14 protein-coding genes are annotated in these 14,636 nt (G+C 63.1%); 7 read left to right on the top strand and 7 right to left on the bottom strand.

Annotated features, from left to right (window positions below; genetic code table 11):
* Nucleotides 1-61 precede the first annotated feature (61 nt).
* From glpD to glpT, 3 genes are all read right to left on the bottom strand, one after another.
* On the bottom strand, nt 62-1,549 hold the full coding sequence (glpD, locus tag EL255_RS07500; RefSeq protein ID WP_042651467.1) for a glycerol-3-phosphate dehydrogenase: 1,488 nt from the start codon (nt 1,547-1,549) through the stop codon (nt 62-64).
* A gap of 273 nt (nt 1,550-1,822) precedes the next feature.
* A complete protein-coding gene (locus tag EL255_RS07495) occupies nt 1,823-2,581 on the bottom strand; it encodes a DeoR/GlpR family transcriptional regulator (RefSeq protein ID WP_042651466.1) in 759 nt (252 codons plus the stop codon).
* Between the two features lie 100 nt (nt 2,582-2,681).
* Nucleotides 2,682-4,040: a glycerol-3-phosphate transporter gene (gene glpT, locus EL255_RS07490; RefSeq protein WP_042651465.1), complete on the bottom strand. Its 1,359-nt coding sequence runs from the start codon at nt 4,038-4,040 to the stop codon at nt 2,682-2,684.
* A gap of 486 nt (nt 4,041-4,526) precedes the next feature.
* Between glpT and EL255_RS07485 the strand changes: the two genes are divergently transcribed.
* Together EL255_RS07485 and glpK are read left to right on the top strand one after the other, a co-directional pair.
* Nucleotides 4,527-5,375, top strand: a complete 849-nt coding sequence (locus EL255_RS07485) for an MIP/aquaporin family protein (protein WP_042651464.1) — start codon at nt 4,527-4,529, stop codon at nt 5,373-5,375.
* 29 nt (nt 5,376-5,404) lie between these two features.
* Nucleotides 5,405-6,907 carry a glycerol kinase GlpK gene (glpK, locus tag EL255_RS07480; protein ID WP_042651463.1) on the top strand — a complete coding sequence of 501 codons (1,503 nt, stop codon included), beginning with the start codon at nt 5,405-5,407 and terminating at the stop codon, nt 6,905-6,907.
* Between the two features lie 106 nt (nt 6,908-7,013).
* On the opposite strand, the gene EL255_RS07475 is transcribed toward glpK, so the two are convergent.
* Nucleotides 7,014-7,916, bottom strand: coding sequence for a LysR substrate-binding domain-containing protein (locus EL255_RS07475; protein ID WP_042651462.1), 903 nt, complete (start codon nt 7,914-7,916; stop codon nt 7,014-7,016).
* 195 nt (nt 7,917-8,111) lie between these two features.
* Here EL255_RS07475 and EL255_RS07470 point away from each other — a divergent pair, with 195 nt between their 5' ends.
* From EL255_RS07470 to EL255_RS07450, 5 genes are all read left to right on the top strand, one after another.
* Nucleotides 8,112-8,486, top strand: coding sequence for a DUF6404 family protein (locus EL255_RS07470; protein ID WP_042651461.1), 375 nt, complete (start codon nt 8,112-8,114; stop codon nt 8,484-8,486).
* A 38-nt stretch (nt 8,487-8,524) separates the two neighbouring features.
* Nucleotides 8,525-8,887 carry a VOC family protein gene (locus tag EL255_RS07465; RefSeq protein WP_042651460.1) on the top strand — a complete coding sequence of 121 codons (363 nt, stop codon included), beginning with the start codon at nt 8,525-8,527 and terminating at the stop codon, nt 8,885-8,887.
* A 180-nt stretch (nt 8,888-9,067) separates the two neighbouring features.
* Nucleotides 9,068-9,364, top strand: coding sequence for a putative quinol monooxygenase (locus EL255_RS07460; RefSeq protein ID WP_042651459.1), 297 nt, complete (start codon nt 9,068-9,070; stop codon nt 9,362-9,364).
* 89 nt (nt 9,365-9,453) lie between these two features.
* Nucleotides 9,454-10,257, top strand: coding sequence for a 2,5-didehydrogluconate reductase DkgB (dkgB, locus tag EL255_RS07455; protein ID WP_042651458.1), 804 nt, complete (start codon nt 9,454-9,456; stop codon nt 10,255-10,257).
* Between the two features lie 202 nt (nt 10,258-10,459).
* Nucleotides 10,460-11,632 carry an MFS transporter gene (locus EL255_RS07450; RefSeq protein ID WP_042651457.1) on the top strand — a complete coding sequence of 391 codons (1,173 nt, stop codon included), beginning with the start codon at nt 10,460-10,462 and terminating at the stop codon, nt 11,630-11,632.
* Nucleotides 11,633-11,702: 70 nt separating this feature from the next.
* Here EL255_RS07450 and cydX read toward each other — a convergent pair whose 3' ends face one another.
* The 3 genes from cydX to EL255_RS07435 are packed head-to-tail and all read right to left on the bottom strand — an operon-like array spanning nt 11,703 to nt 14,545.
* Nucleotides 11,703-11,816 carry a cytochrome bd-I oxidase subunit CydX gene (cydX, locus tag EL255_RS07445; RefSeq protein ID WP_025326454.1) on the bottom strand — a complete coding sequence of 38 codons (114 nt, stop codon included), beginning with the start codon at nt 11,814-11,816 and terminating at the stop codon, nt 11,703-11,705.
* A 30-nt stretch (nt 11,817-11,846) separates the two neighbouring features.
* The gene (gene cydB, locus EL255_RS07440; protein ID WP_042651456.1) at nt 11,847-12,974 is read right to left on the bottom strand and encodes a cytochrome d ubiquinol oxidase subunit II; all 1,128 of its coding nucleotides are present in this window, start codon (nt 12,972-12,974) and stop codon (nt 11,847-11,849) included.
* Nucleotides 12,974-14,545 carry a cytochrome ubiquinol oxidase subunit I gene (locus EL255_RS07435; RefSeq protein ID WP_042651455.1) on the bottom strand — a complete coding sequence of 524 codons (1,572 nt, stop codon included), beginning with the start codon at nt 14,543-14,545 and terminating at the stop codon, nt 12,974-12,976. Before EL255_RS07435 ends, cydB begins: the two co-directional genes overlap by 1 nt.
* Nucleotides 14,546-14,636 lie beyond the last annotated feature (91 nt).

The raw sequence follows: 14,636 nt of genomic DNA, 5'->3' as shown, positions 1-14,636 counted from the left end.
GTTATAGCAGAGGTTTATTGCATTTTGACGACGGGCGGCCAAGGGGCCGCCCGCTTCTTCATCAGCTGGCCTTGGGCAGGGCGTGCTGGTGTTGCTCCAGCCAGGCGTGCAGTTGCAGCTGCTCAGGCTGGGACAGGCGCAGCCCCAGCTTGCTGCGGCGCCACAGGATATCTTCCAGCGAATGGGCCCACTCGCGGTGCATCAGGTAACGCACTTCCGACTCGTACAGGCCGGCACCAAAGTGCTGACCGCGCGCCTCGTGCAGCCAGAGGCGGGCGTGGCTGCCATAGGCCTCGGCGATGCGGCGGGCACTGCGCTCGTCCAGCCAGTCAAACTCGAGCAGATAGGCGCGGGCCAGCTCGGCGGTGGTGCAGTCGAACTCGCCGCCCGGCAACCGGCTGAAGGCGGTCCAGTCCTCCCCCATCTGGCCGAACCAGGGCTTGAGCTTGTTGCAGGCGGCCTGGGCCAGCTTGCGATAGGTGGTGAGCTTGCCGCCAAACACCGACAGCAGCGGCGCGCCATCGGATTCGCCACTGAGTTCGAGCGTGTAGTCGCGGGTCACCGCCTGGGGCGAGTCGGACTCGTCATCGCAGAGCGGGCGCACCCCGGCATAGGTCCAGATCACCTCGGCGGGCGAGATCTGGCGGGTGAAGTGGGCGTTGACCACCTGGCACAGGTAATCCACCTCGGCGGCGCTGATCTTCGCCTCGCGCGGATCGCCCTTGTGCTCCACGTCCGTGGTGCCGATCAGGGAGTAATCCTGCTGGTAAGGGATGACGAAGACGATGCGGTTGTCCTCGTTTTGCAGTATGTAGGCCTCTTCGCGCTCGTGAATGCGCGGCACTATGATGTGGCTGCCCTTGATCAGGCGGATACCGCGCGGGGATTTCTCGTGCAGGCTCTCGTCGTAGAAGGTCTTGACCCAGGGGCCGGCCGCATTGACCAGGGCGCGGCAGGTGACACTGAACTGCTCGCCCCCCGCCCGCTCCAGGGTCAGGGTCCAGTGCTTGGAGCCGCGTACCGCCTTGATGCAGCGGGTGCGAGTCTGCACCTCGGCGCCCTTGTCGCGGGCCATCATGGCGTTGAGCACCACCAGCCGGGCGTCATCCACCCAGGCATCCGAGTATTCGAATCCCTTGCCGATGCCGCTCTTCAGCCCGTCCTGCGGCAGGAAGCGCACGCCGCAACTGCCCTTGAGCCGGTCGCGCTTGGCCAGGTTGTCGTAGAGGAAGAGGCCGGCGCGGATCATCCAGGCCGGGCGCAGGTGCGGGCGGTGTGGCAGGCGAAAACGCATGGGGCGGGCGATGTGGGGCGCCATGCCGAGCAGCACCTCTCGCTCGGCAAGGGCCTCTTTCACCAGCCGGAACTCGTAGTGCTCGAGGTAGCGCAGGCCACCGTGGATCAGCTTGCTGGAGTTGGAGGAGGTGGCAGAGGCGAGATCCTGGGCCTCGAACAACGCCACCTTCAGCCCCCGCCCCGCCGCATCTGCCGCGATGCCGACTCCGTTGATGCCGCCGCCGACGACGACCAGATCATAATGTTCGCTCATGTTCACCTACTTTCTTATTTTGGTTTGCCAGGCCGGCAATGTTTGATTTCGCTCATATTAGAACATGAAAAAATGATAAACGAACATTTTATGAGGGAAATGTGATCGCGATTGTTCTGACAATGCTAAAAATGCTGCCAATCGGTGACGGAATAGCCAGGAAGGGATGAGGTGCGCACAGGGGCGCGGGTACAGAGGGCGAAAACAGGGATAAAGCAGAAAGGAAGCGGCCGCCAGCGTGGCGGCCTGATGCCGGTGCGGGTTACGGGGTTATCAGCAGATGTGGCACTCGATCTGGTGCTGGGACATCAGCCGCAGCAGCTTCTCCGGCGGCTCCTGATCGGTGAACATGGCGTGGATCTGGCTGAGGTTGCCGAGGTTGACCATGGCATTGCGACCGAACTTGGTGTGGTCGGCGGCCAGGAACACCTGGCGGGAGTGGGCGATGATGGCCTGGGCGATCTTCACCTCGTGGTAATCGAAATCGAGCAGGGAGCCGTCGTTGTCGATGCCCGAGATGCCGATGACGCCATAGTCCATGCGGAACTGGCCGATGAAGTCACGGGTCGCCTCCCCCACTATGCCGCCATCCCGGTTGCGGATCTCGCCACCGGCGATGATGACGGTGAAGTCATCCTTGGCGGTGAGGATGCTGGCGACGTTGAGGTTGTTGGTGACGATGCGCAGCTCACGGTGATCAAGCAGGGCGCGAGCGATGGCCTCGGTGGTGGTGCCGATATCGATGAAGAGGGAGGAGCCGTCGGGAATATTGGCGGCCACCTCGCGGGCGATGCGCTCTTTCTCCTTGAGTTGCATCACCTTGCGGGCGCTGTAGGCGGTGTTGACGGTACTCGAATGCAGGGAGGCACCGCCATGATGACGCCGGATCTTGTTCTGCTCGGCGAGATCGTTCAGATCCCGGCGAATGGTCTGGGGGCTGACGTCGAAGTGGGTCACCAGATCGTCGGTCGAGACAAAGCCCTGCCGCGTCAGGACGTCCAGGATCTCCAGATGTCGTTGGGTTTGCTTCACGCTTGCACTCCGGTGATGAGACGAAAAAAGGCCCCGGCAATGCGGGGCCTTTTGGAGTTTACCTTATCCCCTTTGGGATCGATAAGGTCAGGATCACGTTTTATGCCTTATCGGCAGCCGCTTTCTTGGCCGCGACGGCAATGTTCTCGTGCTTGAGGGTCATGGCCAGCAAGATGATGGAGAGCACGCAAGACGCGGTCAGCACCATGAAGCCGCCATCCCAGCCGAAGTGGTCGACTGTGTAGCCCAGCATGGCGTTGGCCGCCACGGCACCACCCAAGTAACCGAACAACCCGGTGAAACCGGCCGCGGTACCGGCCGCCTTCTTGGGTGCCAGCTCCAGGGCGTAGAGACCGATCAGCATGACGGGGCCGTAGATCAGGAAGCCGATGGCCACCAGCGCCATCATGTCGACGGTCGGGTTGCCAGCCGGGTTGAGCCAGTAGACCAGCACGGCAACGGTCACCAGCACCATGAACAGGATACCGGCCGGGGCACGGCGACCCTGGAACAGCTTGTCCGAGATCCAGCCGCACAGCAGGGTGCCCGGAATACCGGCCCACTCGTAGAGGAAGTAGGCCCAGGAGGAGCTGTCGACGCTGAAGTCCTTGGCCTCCTTGAGGTAGGTCGGCGCCCAGTCTAGCACCCCGTAACGGATGAGGTAGACGAAGGCGTTGGCGATGGCGATGTACCACAGCAGCTTGTTGTGCAGCACGTACTTGACGAAGATCTCCTTGGCGGAGAACTCCTGCTCATGGCTCTCGTTGTAGTCCTTCGGGTAGTCCTCCTTGTACTCCTCGATGGGCGGCAGGCCGACCGATTGCGGGGTATCGCGCATCACGAAGAAGGCGATCACCGCGATGGCGGCGGCGGCGGCGGCCGGCACATAGAAGGCGCTGCGCCAGTCGTTGAACCAGCCCATACCGAGGATGAACAGCGGACCTATCATGCCGCCGCCCACGTTGTGGGCCACGTTCCAGACCGCGACCACTTCGCCACGCTCTTTCTGTGACCACCAGTGCACCATGGTGCGACCGCAGGGCGGCCAGCCCATGCCCTGTACCCAGCCGTTCAGGAACAGCAGCACGAACATGATGGCGATGCTGGAGGTAGCCCAGTGCACAGTCCCCATCATGAACATGATGCCGGCCGAGAGCAGCAGGCCGGCGGAGAGGAAATAGCGCGCGTTGGAGCGATCCGACACGTTCCCCATCAGGAACTTGGACAGACCGTAGGCGATGGAGACGCCGGACAGGGCCAGGCCCAGATCACCGCGGGAGAATCCCTGCTCGATCAGATAGGGCATCGCCAGGCTGAAGTTCTTGCGCACCAGGTAGTAACCGGCGTAGCCGAAGAAGATCCCGAAAAACACCTGCCAACGCATGCGCTTGTAGAAGGGATCGACCTTATCGGCCGGTAGCCTGTCGATGTGGGGTGCAGGCCTGAAGAGACTAAGCATGTTCTGCTTCCTTATTGTTGTTATGGGCGGTTGAGGGTGCCCTGGTCTTGCCACGACCAGATGAGTCCTGATTCGTAAGCGAGCCTATTGTGCTCATATGTGAACATTCAATCTGTGATGAAGACTCAAATATTGCAGATTTATTACAAAATAAGTCATGTAATGAGTGATCGCTCATTGGCTTCCACCCCATATATGGCAAGGTATAGGGATACCCCCTAAGTAGTATTTGCGCCAATCACTGTTGCTTTTCGTCACATTTTCTTAGCAATGAGTGGGATCTTGTCCACATTTCCGGTGGCAGGGGGATGGTGAATTCACCCAGAAGGTTTATTTTCTCTCTCGTCCAAGAACGAGCGCAAACGAGCATAACGTTTGCGCCGACTCAAAAAACAAGAAAAACCGTTTTCGGGCGCAATAGATGGGACAAAAAGATAACGAGATGGAACATCAAACCTACTCTGGGTGGATATAAGGAAAAAAGGTATGAGCATACAAAGACCCAATACCCTGCTTGGCGAGTGCATCGCCGAGTTTATCGGAACCGGCCTGCTGATCTTCTTCGGCGTCGGTTGTGTGGCAGCCCTGGTGCTGGCCGGTGCCAACTTCGGACAATGGGAAATCTCCATTACCTGGGGTCTGGGTGTCGCCATCGCCATCTATGTCACCGGTGGCATCTCAGGTGCCCACCTGAACCCGGCCGTGACCCTGGCGCTGATGACCTTCGCCGGCTTTGACAAGCGCAAGGTGGTGCCCTTCATCATCGCCCAGATCGCCGGTGCCTTCTGCTCCGCCGCTCTGGTCTACTTCCTCTACGGCGGCCTGTTCACCCAGTGGGAGCTGACCCACAACGTGGTGCGCGGCAGCGTCGAGAGCCTCGGCACCGCCGGCATCTTCTCCACCTACCCCAATGCCCTGCTCTCCAACATGCAGGCGTTCGCGGTCGAGCTGGTGATCACCGCCGTGCTGATGCTGGGCATCATGGCACTGGGTGACAACAACAACGGCGCCCCCAAGGGCTTCGCCGCCGCCCTGCTGATCGGCATCCTGATCGCGGTGATCGGCGCCTCCCTCGGCCCCTTGACCGGCTTCGCCATGAACCCGGCCCGTGACTTCGGTCCCAAGCTGTTCGCCTTCGTCGCAGGCTGGGGTGATGTGGCCCTGACCGGCGGCCGTGACAACCCCTACTTCTGGGTGCCCATCCTCGGCCCCATCGTCGGCGCCCAGCTGGGTACCGCCCTCTATGTGAAAGTATTGGCCCCCTGTGTGCCGGGCAACCGTGTTGCCGCCACCCAGGACGCAGCTCAACTCGCTAACGACAAGGCCGCCGCATAAGAGCGGCCCCAAAAAACGTGGAGAACATCATGTCTGCTGAAAAGAAATATGTCGTCGCCCTGGATCAAGGCACCACCTCGTCCCGTGCCATAGTGTTCGATCAGGATGCCAATATAGTCGCGACCTCCCAGCGCGAATTCACCCAGCACTACCCCAAGGCGGGCTGGGTCGAGCACGATCCCATGGAGATCTGGGCGACCCAGTCTTCCGTCTTCACCGAGGTACTGGCCAAGAGCGGCCTGCACAGCGAACAGATCGCCGCCATCGGCATCACCAACCAGCGTGAAACCACAGTGGTGTGGGAGAAGGCCACCGGCAAGCCCATCTACAACGCCATCGTCTGGCAGTGCCGCCGCACCGCCGCCATCTGCGAGGAGCTCAAGGCCCGCGGCCTGGAAGAGTACGTGCGCGACAACACCGGCCTGGTGCTGGATGCCTACTTCTCCGGCACCAAGGTGAAGTGGATCCTCGACAACGTGGAAGGGGCCCGCGAGCAGGCGATGAACGGCGAGCTGCTGTTCGGCACCATCGACACCTGGCTGGTGTGGAAGATGACCAACGGCGAGGTGCACGTCACCGATCCGACCAACGCCTCGCGCACCATGCTCTACAACATCCGCGAGCTGAAGTGGGACCAGAAGATGCTGGACGAGCTGGGCATCCCGCTCTCCATGCTGCCGGAAGTCAAACCCTCCTCCGAGGTGTATGGCTACACCACCCGTGGCGGCGGCGCCCGCATCCCCATCGCCGGCATCGCCGGTGACCAGCAGTCCGCCCTGTTCGGCCAGCTCTGCTTCGAGAAGGGCATGGCCAAGAACACCTATGGCACCGGCTGCTTCCTGCTGATGAACACCGGCACCGAGCCGGTACGCTCCAACAACGGCCTGCTGACCACGGTCGCCATCGGTCCTAAGGGGGAAGTGAACTATGCCCTCGAGGGAGCCGTCTTTATGGGCGGCGCCACCATCCAGTGGCTGCGCGACGAGCTGAAGATCATTCACGATGCCCGCGACACCGACTACTTCGCCTCCAAGGTGGGTGACACCAACGGCGTCTACCTGGTGCCGGCCTTCGTCGGCCTGGGCGCTCCCTACTGGGATCCGTACGCCCGCGGCACCATGGTCGGCCTGACCCGCGGTGCCAACCGCAACCACATCATCCGCGCCGCGCTGGAGTCCATCGCCTACCAGAGCCGCGATGTGCTCGACGCCATGCAGCAGGACTCCGGCATCAAGCTGGCCTCCCTCAAGGTGGACGGTGGCGCCGTCGCCAACGACTTCCTGATGCAGTTCCAGTCCGACATGATGCACACCCCTGTGGTGCGCCCGACCCGTATCGAGACCACCGCCATGGGCGCCGCCTTCCTGGCCGGTCTGGCGGTCGGCTTCTGGAAGAGCTCGGACGAGCTGCAGGACAAGTTCAGCGTGGACCGCGAGTTCATCCCGCAGATGGATCACGCCGATCGCGACAAGCGCTATCGCGGCTGGCAGAAGGCGGTAGAACGCTCCCGTCGCTGGGCCGAAGAGGATTGATCGGGCAACCGATCCCCTTCCCCGGGTAAAAACAACGAGGCCGACAGCGATGTCGGCCTCTTTCTATGGTGCTCGTTTGCTATTGCGCGCCTGAGGCCGCTCTCCCCTACAGCGAATGGTTGCCGAGCTGCTCTCTCAGGAAGTCGAGCCAGACCCGCAACCGGATGTCGCGCTGGGCATCGGAGTAGAAGACCCCGTTGATGGGGCGCGAGGCGCCGCTGTTGCTGCGGGCCAGCACCTCCACCAGGGCGCCGCTCGCCCGATCCGGCCCTGTCATGAAGTCCGACAGGCAGACGATCCCCTGCCCTGCCAGTGCCAGCTGGCGCAGGGTCTCGCCGCTGCTGGCCCGCAGGGTCGGGCTGATGGCGAACCTGTCCCCCTGCTCTTCGCTGAGCAGCGGCCAATGATTGAGGTGATCGGGGTGCAGAAAGCCGAGCAGCTCGTGGCCCACCAGCAGATCCGCCGGTTGGCGCGGGGTGCCCCGCTCGCTCAAGTAAGCAGGAGAGGCCAGCAGCCGCAGCCGCGAGCGGCCGAGCGGGAGGGCGCGCAGGGAGGAGTCGGTCAGCTCGCCGATGCGAATGGCCATGTCAACCCGCCGCTCCATCAGGTTGATGAAGCCCTCGGAGCTGTGCAGCTGCAGCTCGATGCCGGGGTAGCGGCGGCGAAACTCGCCGATGATGGGCACCAGCCGATGCAGGATGAAGGGGGTGGCGGCGTCAACGCGCAGTATCCCCTCCGGCTGCTCCCGGCGCATCAGCAGGTGGCTCTCCGCCTCGCTCATCTCGGTCAGCACCTTCACCGCCCGCTGATAGAACCAGCTCCCCTCCTCGGTCAGGCTGACCCGCCGGGTGGTGCGGTTGAGCAGCACTGTGGAGAGCTTCTCCTCCAGCCGCTTGATGCCGCGGCTCACCACGGAGTTGTCCATTCCCAGATTCTCCGCCGCCTGGCGAAAACTGCCCGCCTCCACCACGGCCACGAACAGGGTCAATTCATCGGAATGGGTCTTCATTGTTGTCATCCTGGCAAGAGTCATGGGGCTTTATAGACGCAATGGCCCTGGGTTGGCAAGGCAGGCAGGGTGCCAAATTCTTTATTTCCACAGATAAATAACGTGATGACCAGCTCAAACCGCTAACACGCTTTGTCGATACAATGTCGCCAAGAAGGCACCGTATGGCGCCATACCATCGCAAGGATGAACATCATGAACTTCGAAGAGCGGTTGGCGGCAGCCCACCAGGAGCTTGAAAGCAAAGGCGTGTGGCACGCCAACTACAATCCCCCCTCGCTCAGACTGCTGCGCAGACTGGGCCTGCGACTCAGACCGCCCCACCATGAACGCTTTCTGGTCAACCTCCTTGCCTTTGGTCTGCCGACAGGTGCCATCTGGGGGATGTTGATGTGGTACCTCGGCTGGCAAGATGAGGTGAGTCCGGCCTTCGCCCTGCGCCAGAGCCTGCTGTTCGGCATAGGCTTCGGTCTGCTGATGGGAATCATCGTTTGGGTGCGCCGCAAGCAGCTCAAGCTGACCCCCTGGGACGCCTTGCCGCACTCCACGAGCCGCACGCAAAAACGCTGACAACCGACATTACCACCGACATCGACAAGGACCGCCTCATGACCAAGGCCCATGAAAAACTGAACTATGTGGAATTTGCGGCCAGGGATCTCGCCGCCACCAAGGCCTTCTTCACCGCCGTCTTTGGCTGGCAGTTTGCCGACTACGGCCCCGACTACTGCGCCTTCGAAGGGGAAGGGCTGGATGGCGGCTTCTACCGCGCAGATCTGTGCAGTCACAGCGCCCAGGGCAGCGCCTTGCTGGTGTTCTACAGTGCCGATATCGAGGCGACCCAGGCCAGGGTCAACCAGCATGGCGGCACCATCAACCGCCCGCTGTTTGATTTTCCCGGTGGCCGCCGCTTTCACTTTGTCGAACCCAGCGGCAATGAGTTTGCGGTCTGGTCAGAACCGGCCGCCTGATGGCGAGGGGGGGCGCCCCAGCCCATCCAGCTCTCTGGATTGCTCCCCGGCGCCGGCTACCCGCCGGTCTCTTTTCTCTCCCTATTGCTGCGCTCATCTCAATAGTGTTTTGCGAGAGCGGCTATGTTTCGCCCCCCTCGCCGCAGGCATACTGACCCTCGTCTTAGCAAGGAGGTGCAGATGCCATCCCCCCTGATCGTGATTGCCCAGCTCGAAGCCAGACCCGAATACGGTGCCCAGTTCCGGGCCGCCCTGACGCCGCTGATAGCGGCCACCCTGCAGGAGCCTGGCTGCCTCACCTATCAGCTGCATCAGAGCCTGGACAACGCCCACGGCTGGCTGCTTTATGAGCTGTGGGAGAGCGAAGAGGCGCTGCTCGCCCACCAGCGTCAGCCCCATTTTCTCGCCTTTGTGGCCGAGGCCGAGCCCTGGTTTGCCAACAGCAGCATCCGTCGCTACCACAGCCTGCCGGCCTGACGCCCCGCGGCGGCGCGCCAATACTATTTACACTCCCCCCTTCACCAGTGAAGGGCCGGGAACCGTTGAGAACACCATTAAGGAACATGATGATGAAAATGCCAATGATGGGTCTGGGGACCTTCCGCCTGAAAGCCGAGCCTCTGCTTGCCACCCTGAATACCGGCCTGGAGCTCGGCTATCGCCACATCGATACCGCCCAGATCTACGACAACGAGTCCGAAGTGGGCGAGGTGCTGGCCACGACTTCGGTGCCCCGCGGCGATATCTACCTGACCACCAAGGTGTGGACCAGCGAATTTGGTCAGGGCAAGCTCATTCCCAGCCTCAAGACCAGCCTGGAGAAGCTGCGCACCGACTATCTGGATCTCGCGCTCATCCACTGGCCCTCCCCCAAGGATGAGGTGCCGATGGCGGTCTATCTGGAGCAGCTGGCCGAGGCGAAGGCCCAGGGCCTGACCCGGGAGATCGGGGTCTCCAACTTCACCGTGGCCCAGCTCAAACAGGCCATCGACATCCTGGGGCCGGGCGCCATCGCCCACCAGCAGGTGGAGATCCATCCCCTGCTGCAAAACCGCAAGGTGGTGGAGTTCTGCCAGCAGCAGGGCATCGCCCTCACCGCCTACATGCCGCTGGCCTATGGCAAGGTGCTGAGCGAACCAGTGCTGATGGAGATCGGCGCACGCCATGGCGTCTCGGCGGCCCAGGTGTCGTTGGCCTGGCTGCTGGCCCAGGACATGACGGTGATCCCGAGCTCCACCAAGCGGGAAAACCAGGCCGCCAACCTGGCCGCCCTCAAGGTACAACTCAGCCCCGAGGAGATGGCACAGATCGCCGGCCTGGACCGCGGCGAGCGCTGCGCCAACCCGGACTTCGCCCCCGCCTGGGACTAAGCCTGCCGCGGCCCCTTAGCCCGACCGATACCCCAAGCCCACCCTCAGGTGGGCTTGTCATTTTCTGCGCCCCCCACCACCGACCCTGCGATTAATGCTCGTCCAGCAAAAGTCTTTTGATGTCATCGTCATTTTTGCCAACAAACAAGCTCGGCATACTGCCGCCATTCTCCCGTCGGGAGTCACAGTCCAAGGAGTTTGTATGCCACTGGCGTTGTTTGCCCTCACCCTGAGTGCCTTTGCGATCGGCACCACCGAATTTGTGATTGTGGGGCTCATTCCCACCATCGCCGAGCAGCTGCATGTCTCGCTGCCCTCCGCCGGCCTGCTGGTCAGCCTCTATGCCCTTGGCGTCGCCATAGGCGCGCCGCTGCTGACGGCGCTGACCGGCAAGCTGCCGCGCAAGTGGCTGCTGGTGGGGCTGATGGCGCTGTTCACCCTCGGCAACCTGCTGGCCTGGCAGGCCCCCGGCTACAACAGCCTGATCGTCGCCCGGGTGCTGACCGGCCTGGCCCACGGGGTCTTCTTCTCGGTGGGTAGCACCATCGCCACCGGCCTGGTGGCCAAGGAGAAGGCGGCGAGCGCCATCGCCATCATGTTCAGCGGCCTGACGGTCGCCCTGGTGACCGGCGTGCCGCTCGGCACCTGGATTGGCCAACAGTTTGGCTGGCGCGAGACCTTCCTGGTGGTCAGCCTGCTGGGCCTGATCGCCATGGTCGGCAGCCTGCTGCTGATCCCGAACAACCTGCCCAAGGGTGCCGCCTCCACTATCCGCGAGCAGCTCTCGGTGCTGACCCACAAGCCGCTGCTGCTGGTCTATGCCAAGACGGCGCTGGGTTACGGTGGCGCCTTCACCGCCTTCACCTTCCTCGCCCCCATCCTGCAACAGGTGAGCGGCTTCGGGGCCAACGCGGTCAGCCTGATCCTGCTGGTGTACGGGGTATCGGTGGCGGTCGGCAACATCTGGGGCGGCAAGCTGGCGGACAAGATGGGCCCACTGCCCGCGCTGAAACTGATGTTTGCCGGGCTGGCGATCATCTTGCTGATGCTCACCTTCACCGCGCCCCATCCGGTGCTGGCGGTGCTGACCGTGCTGGTGTGGGGCGCCTTCGCGTTCGGCAACGTGCCGGGCCTGCAGGTGCTGGTGGTGAAACAGGCAGAGATCCATACCCCCAACGCGGTGGACGTGGCCTCCGGCCTCAACATCGCCGCCTTCAACGTCGGCATAGCGCTCGGCTCAGTGGTCGGTGGTTTAGTGGTGGAGCACCTTGGGCTGATGCACACCCCCTGGATCGGCGCGCTGATCGTGCTGCTGGCCTACGGCCTGACTCACGTCAGCGAGCGGCGCGAGGCCAGGCTGGCCCTGGCGGTCTGATCCCTGGCAGATGAAAAAAGGCCGACACCTGGTGTCGGCCTTGTTGTTTGCCCGATCCGCGAGGGCGGACTCAGGGCTCCTTGAGATCCTCGTCCGCCGCCCAGCGCGCCTCCAGCCAGAGCAGGTTGACCAGGCCGCAGAGCAGGGCAAACCCGAGCCCCAATATCCAGGTGAAATACCACATAGTCGAAGTCTCCCTTAGGTAGAAAGCGGGTTAGTAGAGGCTGTGGCCGTGCTGGCGCACCTGCTCGGTGCTCATCTTGCCCCGCACCACCCGGTAGACCCAGAGGGTGTAGCCGATGTTGATGGGCATCAGCACGCCGACTATCCCCAGCATGATGAAGAGGGTCCGCTCGCTGGAGGTGCCGTCCCACAGGGTCAGGCTGCTGGACGGATCCAGCGACGAGGGCAGCACGAAGGGGAACAGGGCGATGGCGATGGTCAGCATCATGCTGGCGCAGGCGCCGCCGCTGGCGAGAATCGCCAGCGGCGGCTTGCCCAGCATGCCGGCGAGGGTGCTCACCAGGGGCAGCAGCAGGCCCAAGGCGGGCATGGCCCAGAGCCAGGGCTGCGCCACAAAGTTGCCAAACCAGCCCGCCGGGGCCTGCCCCACCTGCTTCATCAGCGGGGTGAGGGCAGCGTTGAGATCGCCGATCGACTCTATCTGGTAGCCCCCCATCTGGCTGAGCCAGACGCCGCCGAGGGCAAACAGGCCGCTGGCCAGGGGGCCGAGCCAGAGGCTCTGGCGGGCACAGCGCTGCGCTATCACCCCCTGGGTCTTGCACTGCAGGAAGCTGGCGCCGTGCAGCATCAGCAGGGCCAGCGCCGTACCCATGCAGGTCAACAGCAGCGGCCAGTGGAACAGGAAGGCGCCGTAGTGGATGCGCAGGGCCGAGTCGAAGCGAAACGGCAGCCCCTGCAGCAGGAAGCCCAGCGTCGCGCCGAATACCAGGGTCGGCAGCAGGGCGCCGGTCACCAGGGCCCTGTCCCACCAGCGGCGCCACTGTGTGGAGGCCAGCTTGCTACGATAGTCGAAGCCGACCGGGCGCAGGAAGAGGCCGAACAGCAGGAACATGAAGGGCACGTAGAGCGCCGAGAAGGCGGCAGCATAGACCAGCGGCCAGGCGGCGAACAGGGCGCCGGCCCCGGCGATGAGCCACACCTGATTGCCCTCCCACACCGGACCCACGCTATTGAGCAGCACCCGCCGCTCCTCATCTGTCTTGCCGACGATGGGCAGCAGCAGGCCCACCCCCAGATCGAAGCCATCCATCACCACGAAGCCGATGAGCATGAACAACACCAGCCCCCACCAGACCAATTTCAGGGTTTCATAATCCATCAGATGGGACTCCCGCTTTGCAACACTTCACCTTGATAACGACCCGTCTGCAGGCTGGCGGGCCCTTTGCGGATCACATGACGCAACAAGAACAGCTCCACCACCAGCAGCGTGCTGTAGATGAGGAAGATGGCGATGAGGCTGAACCAGAGTTGGCCCGGTTGCAGCAGGGAGACCGAGGCCGACACCGGCAGCACGTCGCTGATGGTCCAGGGCTGGCGGCCGAACTCGGCCACGAACCAGCCCGCCTCTATGGCGATCCAGGGCAGGGGTATGCACCAGAACAGCGCCTTGAGCAGGCGGGTCGATTGCACCAGCTTGCCCCGGCACAGTTGCAGAAAGGCGGCGCCAAACAACAGCAACAGCACCACACCGATGCCCACCATCAGCCGGAAGCTCCAGAACAGCGGCGCCACCTGGGGGATGGAGTCCGCCACTGCCCGGGCGATGGCCGCCTCGTCCGCCTTGCCGATCTCCTTGGCGTAGGGGGTGAGCAGCAGGCCGTAACCGAGATCGGCGCGGTGGCGCTCGAAGGTGGTGCGGGCCTCGGCGTTGCCGTCGTCCGCCCGCATGGCCTCGAGCGCGTCGTGGGCCAGCATGCCGCTGCGGATGCGCACCTCGTGCTGCGCCTTGAGATCCTTGAGGCCCGTCACCTGCTCATCCAGGGAGCGGGTGGCGATGATGCCCATCAGGTAGGGAATTTTGATGGCCGCGTGGGTGGTCTCGGCACCCTGATCCGGCAGGCCGAACAGGGTGAAGGCGGCCGGTGCGGGCTCGGTCTCCCACTCCGCCTCGATGGCGGCGAGCTTGACCTTCTGCACCTCCCCCGAGCGGTAGCCCGACTCGTCCCCCAGCACTATGACCGAGAGGATGGCGGCCAGCCCGAAGCCCGAGGCGATGGCGAAGGAGCGCAGGGCGAAGCGCACCTCCATGCGGCGCAGCAGATACCAGCTGCTCACCCCCATCACGAACAGGGAGGCCGCCACATAACCCGCCGCCACGGTGTGCACGAACTTCACCTGGGCCACCGGGTTGAACAGCACGGCGGCCACGTCGGTCAGCTCCATGCGCATCGTCATGGGATTGAACTCGGCGCCGACCGGGTTCTGCATCCAGCCGTTGGCGATGAGGATCCAGAGCGCGGAGAGGTTGGAGCCCAGCGCCACCAGCGCGGTCACCAGCAGGTGCTGGCCGCGGGAGAGCTTGTCCCAGCCGAAGAAGAAGAGCCCCACCAGGGTGGACTCGAGGAAGAAGGCCATCAGCCCCTCCACCGCCAGCGGGGTGCCGAAGATGTCGCCGACGTAGTGGGAGTAGTAGGCCCAGTTGGTACCGAACTGGAACTCCAGGGTGATCCCAGTGGTGACCCCCATGACGAAGTTGATGCCGAACAACTTGCCCCAGAAGCGGGTAATGTCCTGATAGATCACCTTGCCGGTCATCACGTAGGCCGACTCGGCGATCACCAGGATCCAGGACAACCCCAGGGTGAGGGGCACAAACAGAAAGTGGAACATCGCCGTCGCCCCGAACTGTATTCGGGACAGGCTGACCACATCATCCAGGCTTATCATGCATGACTCTCTATGTTGCATTTAACAGACAGGTTTTCGCCCGTTAAGTACAACACGCCCGATGACACCTATAACAGATGCAGTTATAGTG

The organism is Aeromonas encheleia, assembly GCF_900637545.1.
In the GTDB taxonomy this organism is placed as follows: Bacteria; Pseudomonadota; Gammaproteobacteria; order Enterobacterales; family Aeromonadaceae; genus Aeromonas; species Aeromonas encheleia.
Note: the sequence above shows the minus strand (reverse complement) of the source record. Positions and strands in the feature narration are given on the sequence as shown.

Excerpts from the sequence above, each read along its gene's own strand:
- glpD (WP_042651467.1), bottom strand. The coding sequence starts at position 1,549 with ATGAGCGAACATTATGATCTGGTCGTCGTCGGCGGCGGCATCAACGGA.
- glpT (WP_042651465.1), bottom strand. The coding sequence starts at position 4,040 with ATGCTTAGTCTCTTCAGGCCTGCACCCCACATCGACAGGCTACCGGCC.
- EL255_RS07485 (WP_042651464.1), top strand. The coding sequence starts at position 4,527 with ATGAGCATACAAAGACCCAATACCCTGCTTGGCGAGTGCATCGCCGAG.
- glpK (WP_042651463.1), top strand. The coding sequence starts at position 5,405 with ATGTCTGCTGAAAAGAAATATGTCGTCGCCCTGGATCAAGGCACCACC.
- EL255_RS07475 (WP_042651462.1), bottom strand. The coding sequence starts at position 7,916 with ATGAAGACCCATTCCGATGAATTGACCCTGTTCGTGGCCGTGGTGGAG.
- EL255_RS07470 (WP_042651461.1), top strand. The coding sequence starts at position 8,112 with ATGAACTTCGAAGAGCGGTTGGCGGCAGCCCACCAGGAGCTTGAAAGC.
- EL255_RS07465 (WP_042651460.1), top strand. The coding sequence starts at position 8,525 with ATGACCAAGGCCCATGAAAAACTGAACTATGTGGAATTTGCGGCCAGG.
- EL255_RS07460 (WP_042651459.1), top strand. The coding sequence starts at position 9,068 with ATGCCATCCCCCCTGATCGTGATTGCCCAGCTCGAAGCCAGACCCGAA.
- dkgB (WP_042651458.1), top strand. The coding sequence starts at position 9,454 with ATGATGAAAATGCCAATGATGGGTCTGGGGACCTTCCGCCTGAAAGCC.
- EL255_RS07450 (WP_042651457.1), top strand. The coding sequence starts at position 10,460 with ATGCCACTGGCGTTGTTTGCCCTCACCCTGAGTGCCTTTGCGATCGGC.
- cydX (WP_025326454.1), bottom strand. The coding sequence starts at position 11,816 with ATGTGGTATTTCACCTGGATATTGGGGCTCGGGTTTGCCCTGCTCTGC.
- cydB (WP_042651456.1), bottom strand. The coding sequence starts at position 12,974 with ATGGATTATGAAACCCTGAAATTGGTCTGGTGGGGGCTGGTGTTGTTC.
- EL255_RS07435 (WP_042651455.1), bottom strand. The coding sequence starts at position 14,545 with ATGATAAGCCTGGATGATGTGGTCAGCCTGTCCCGAATACAGTTCGGG.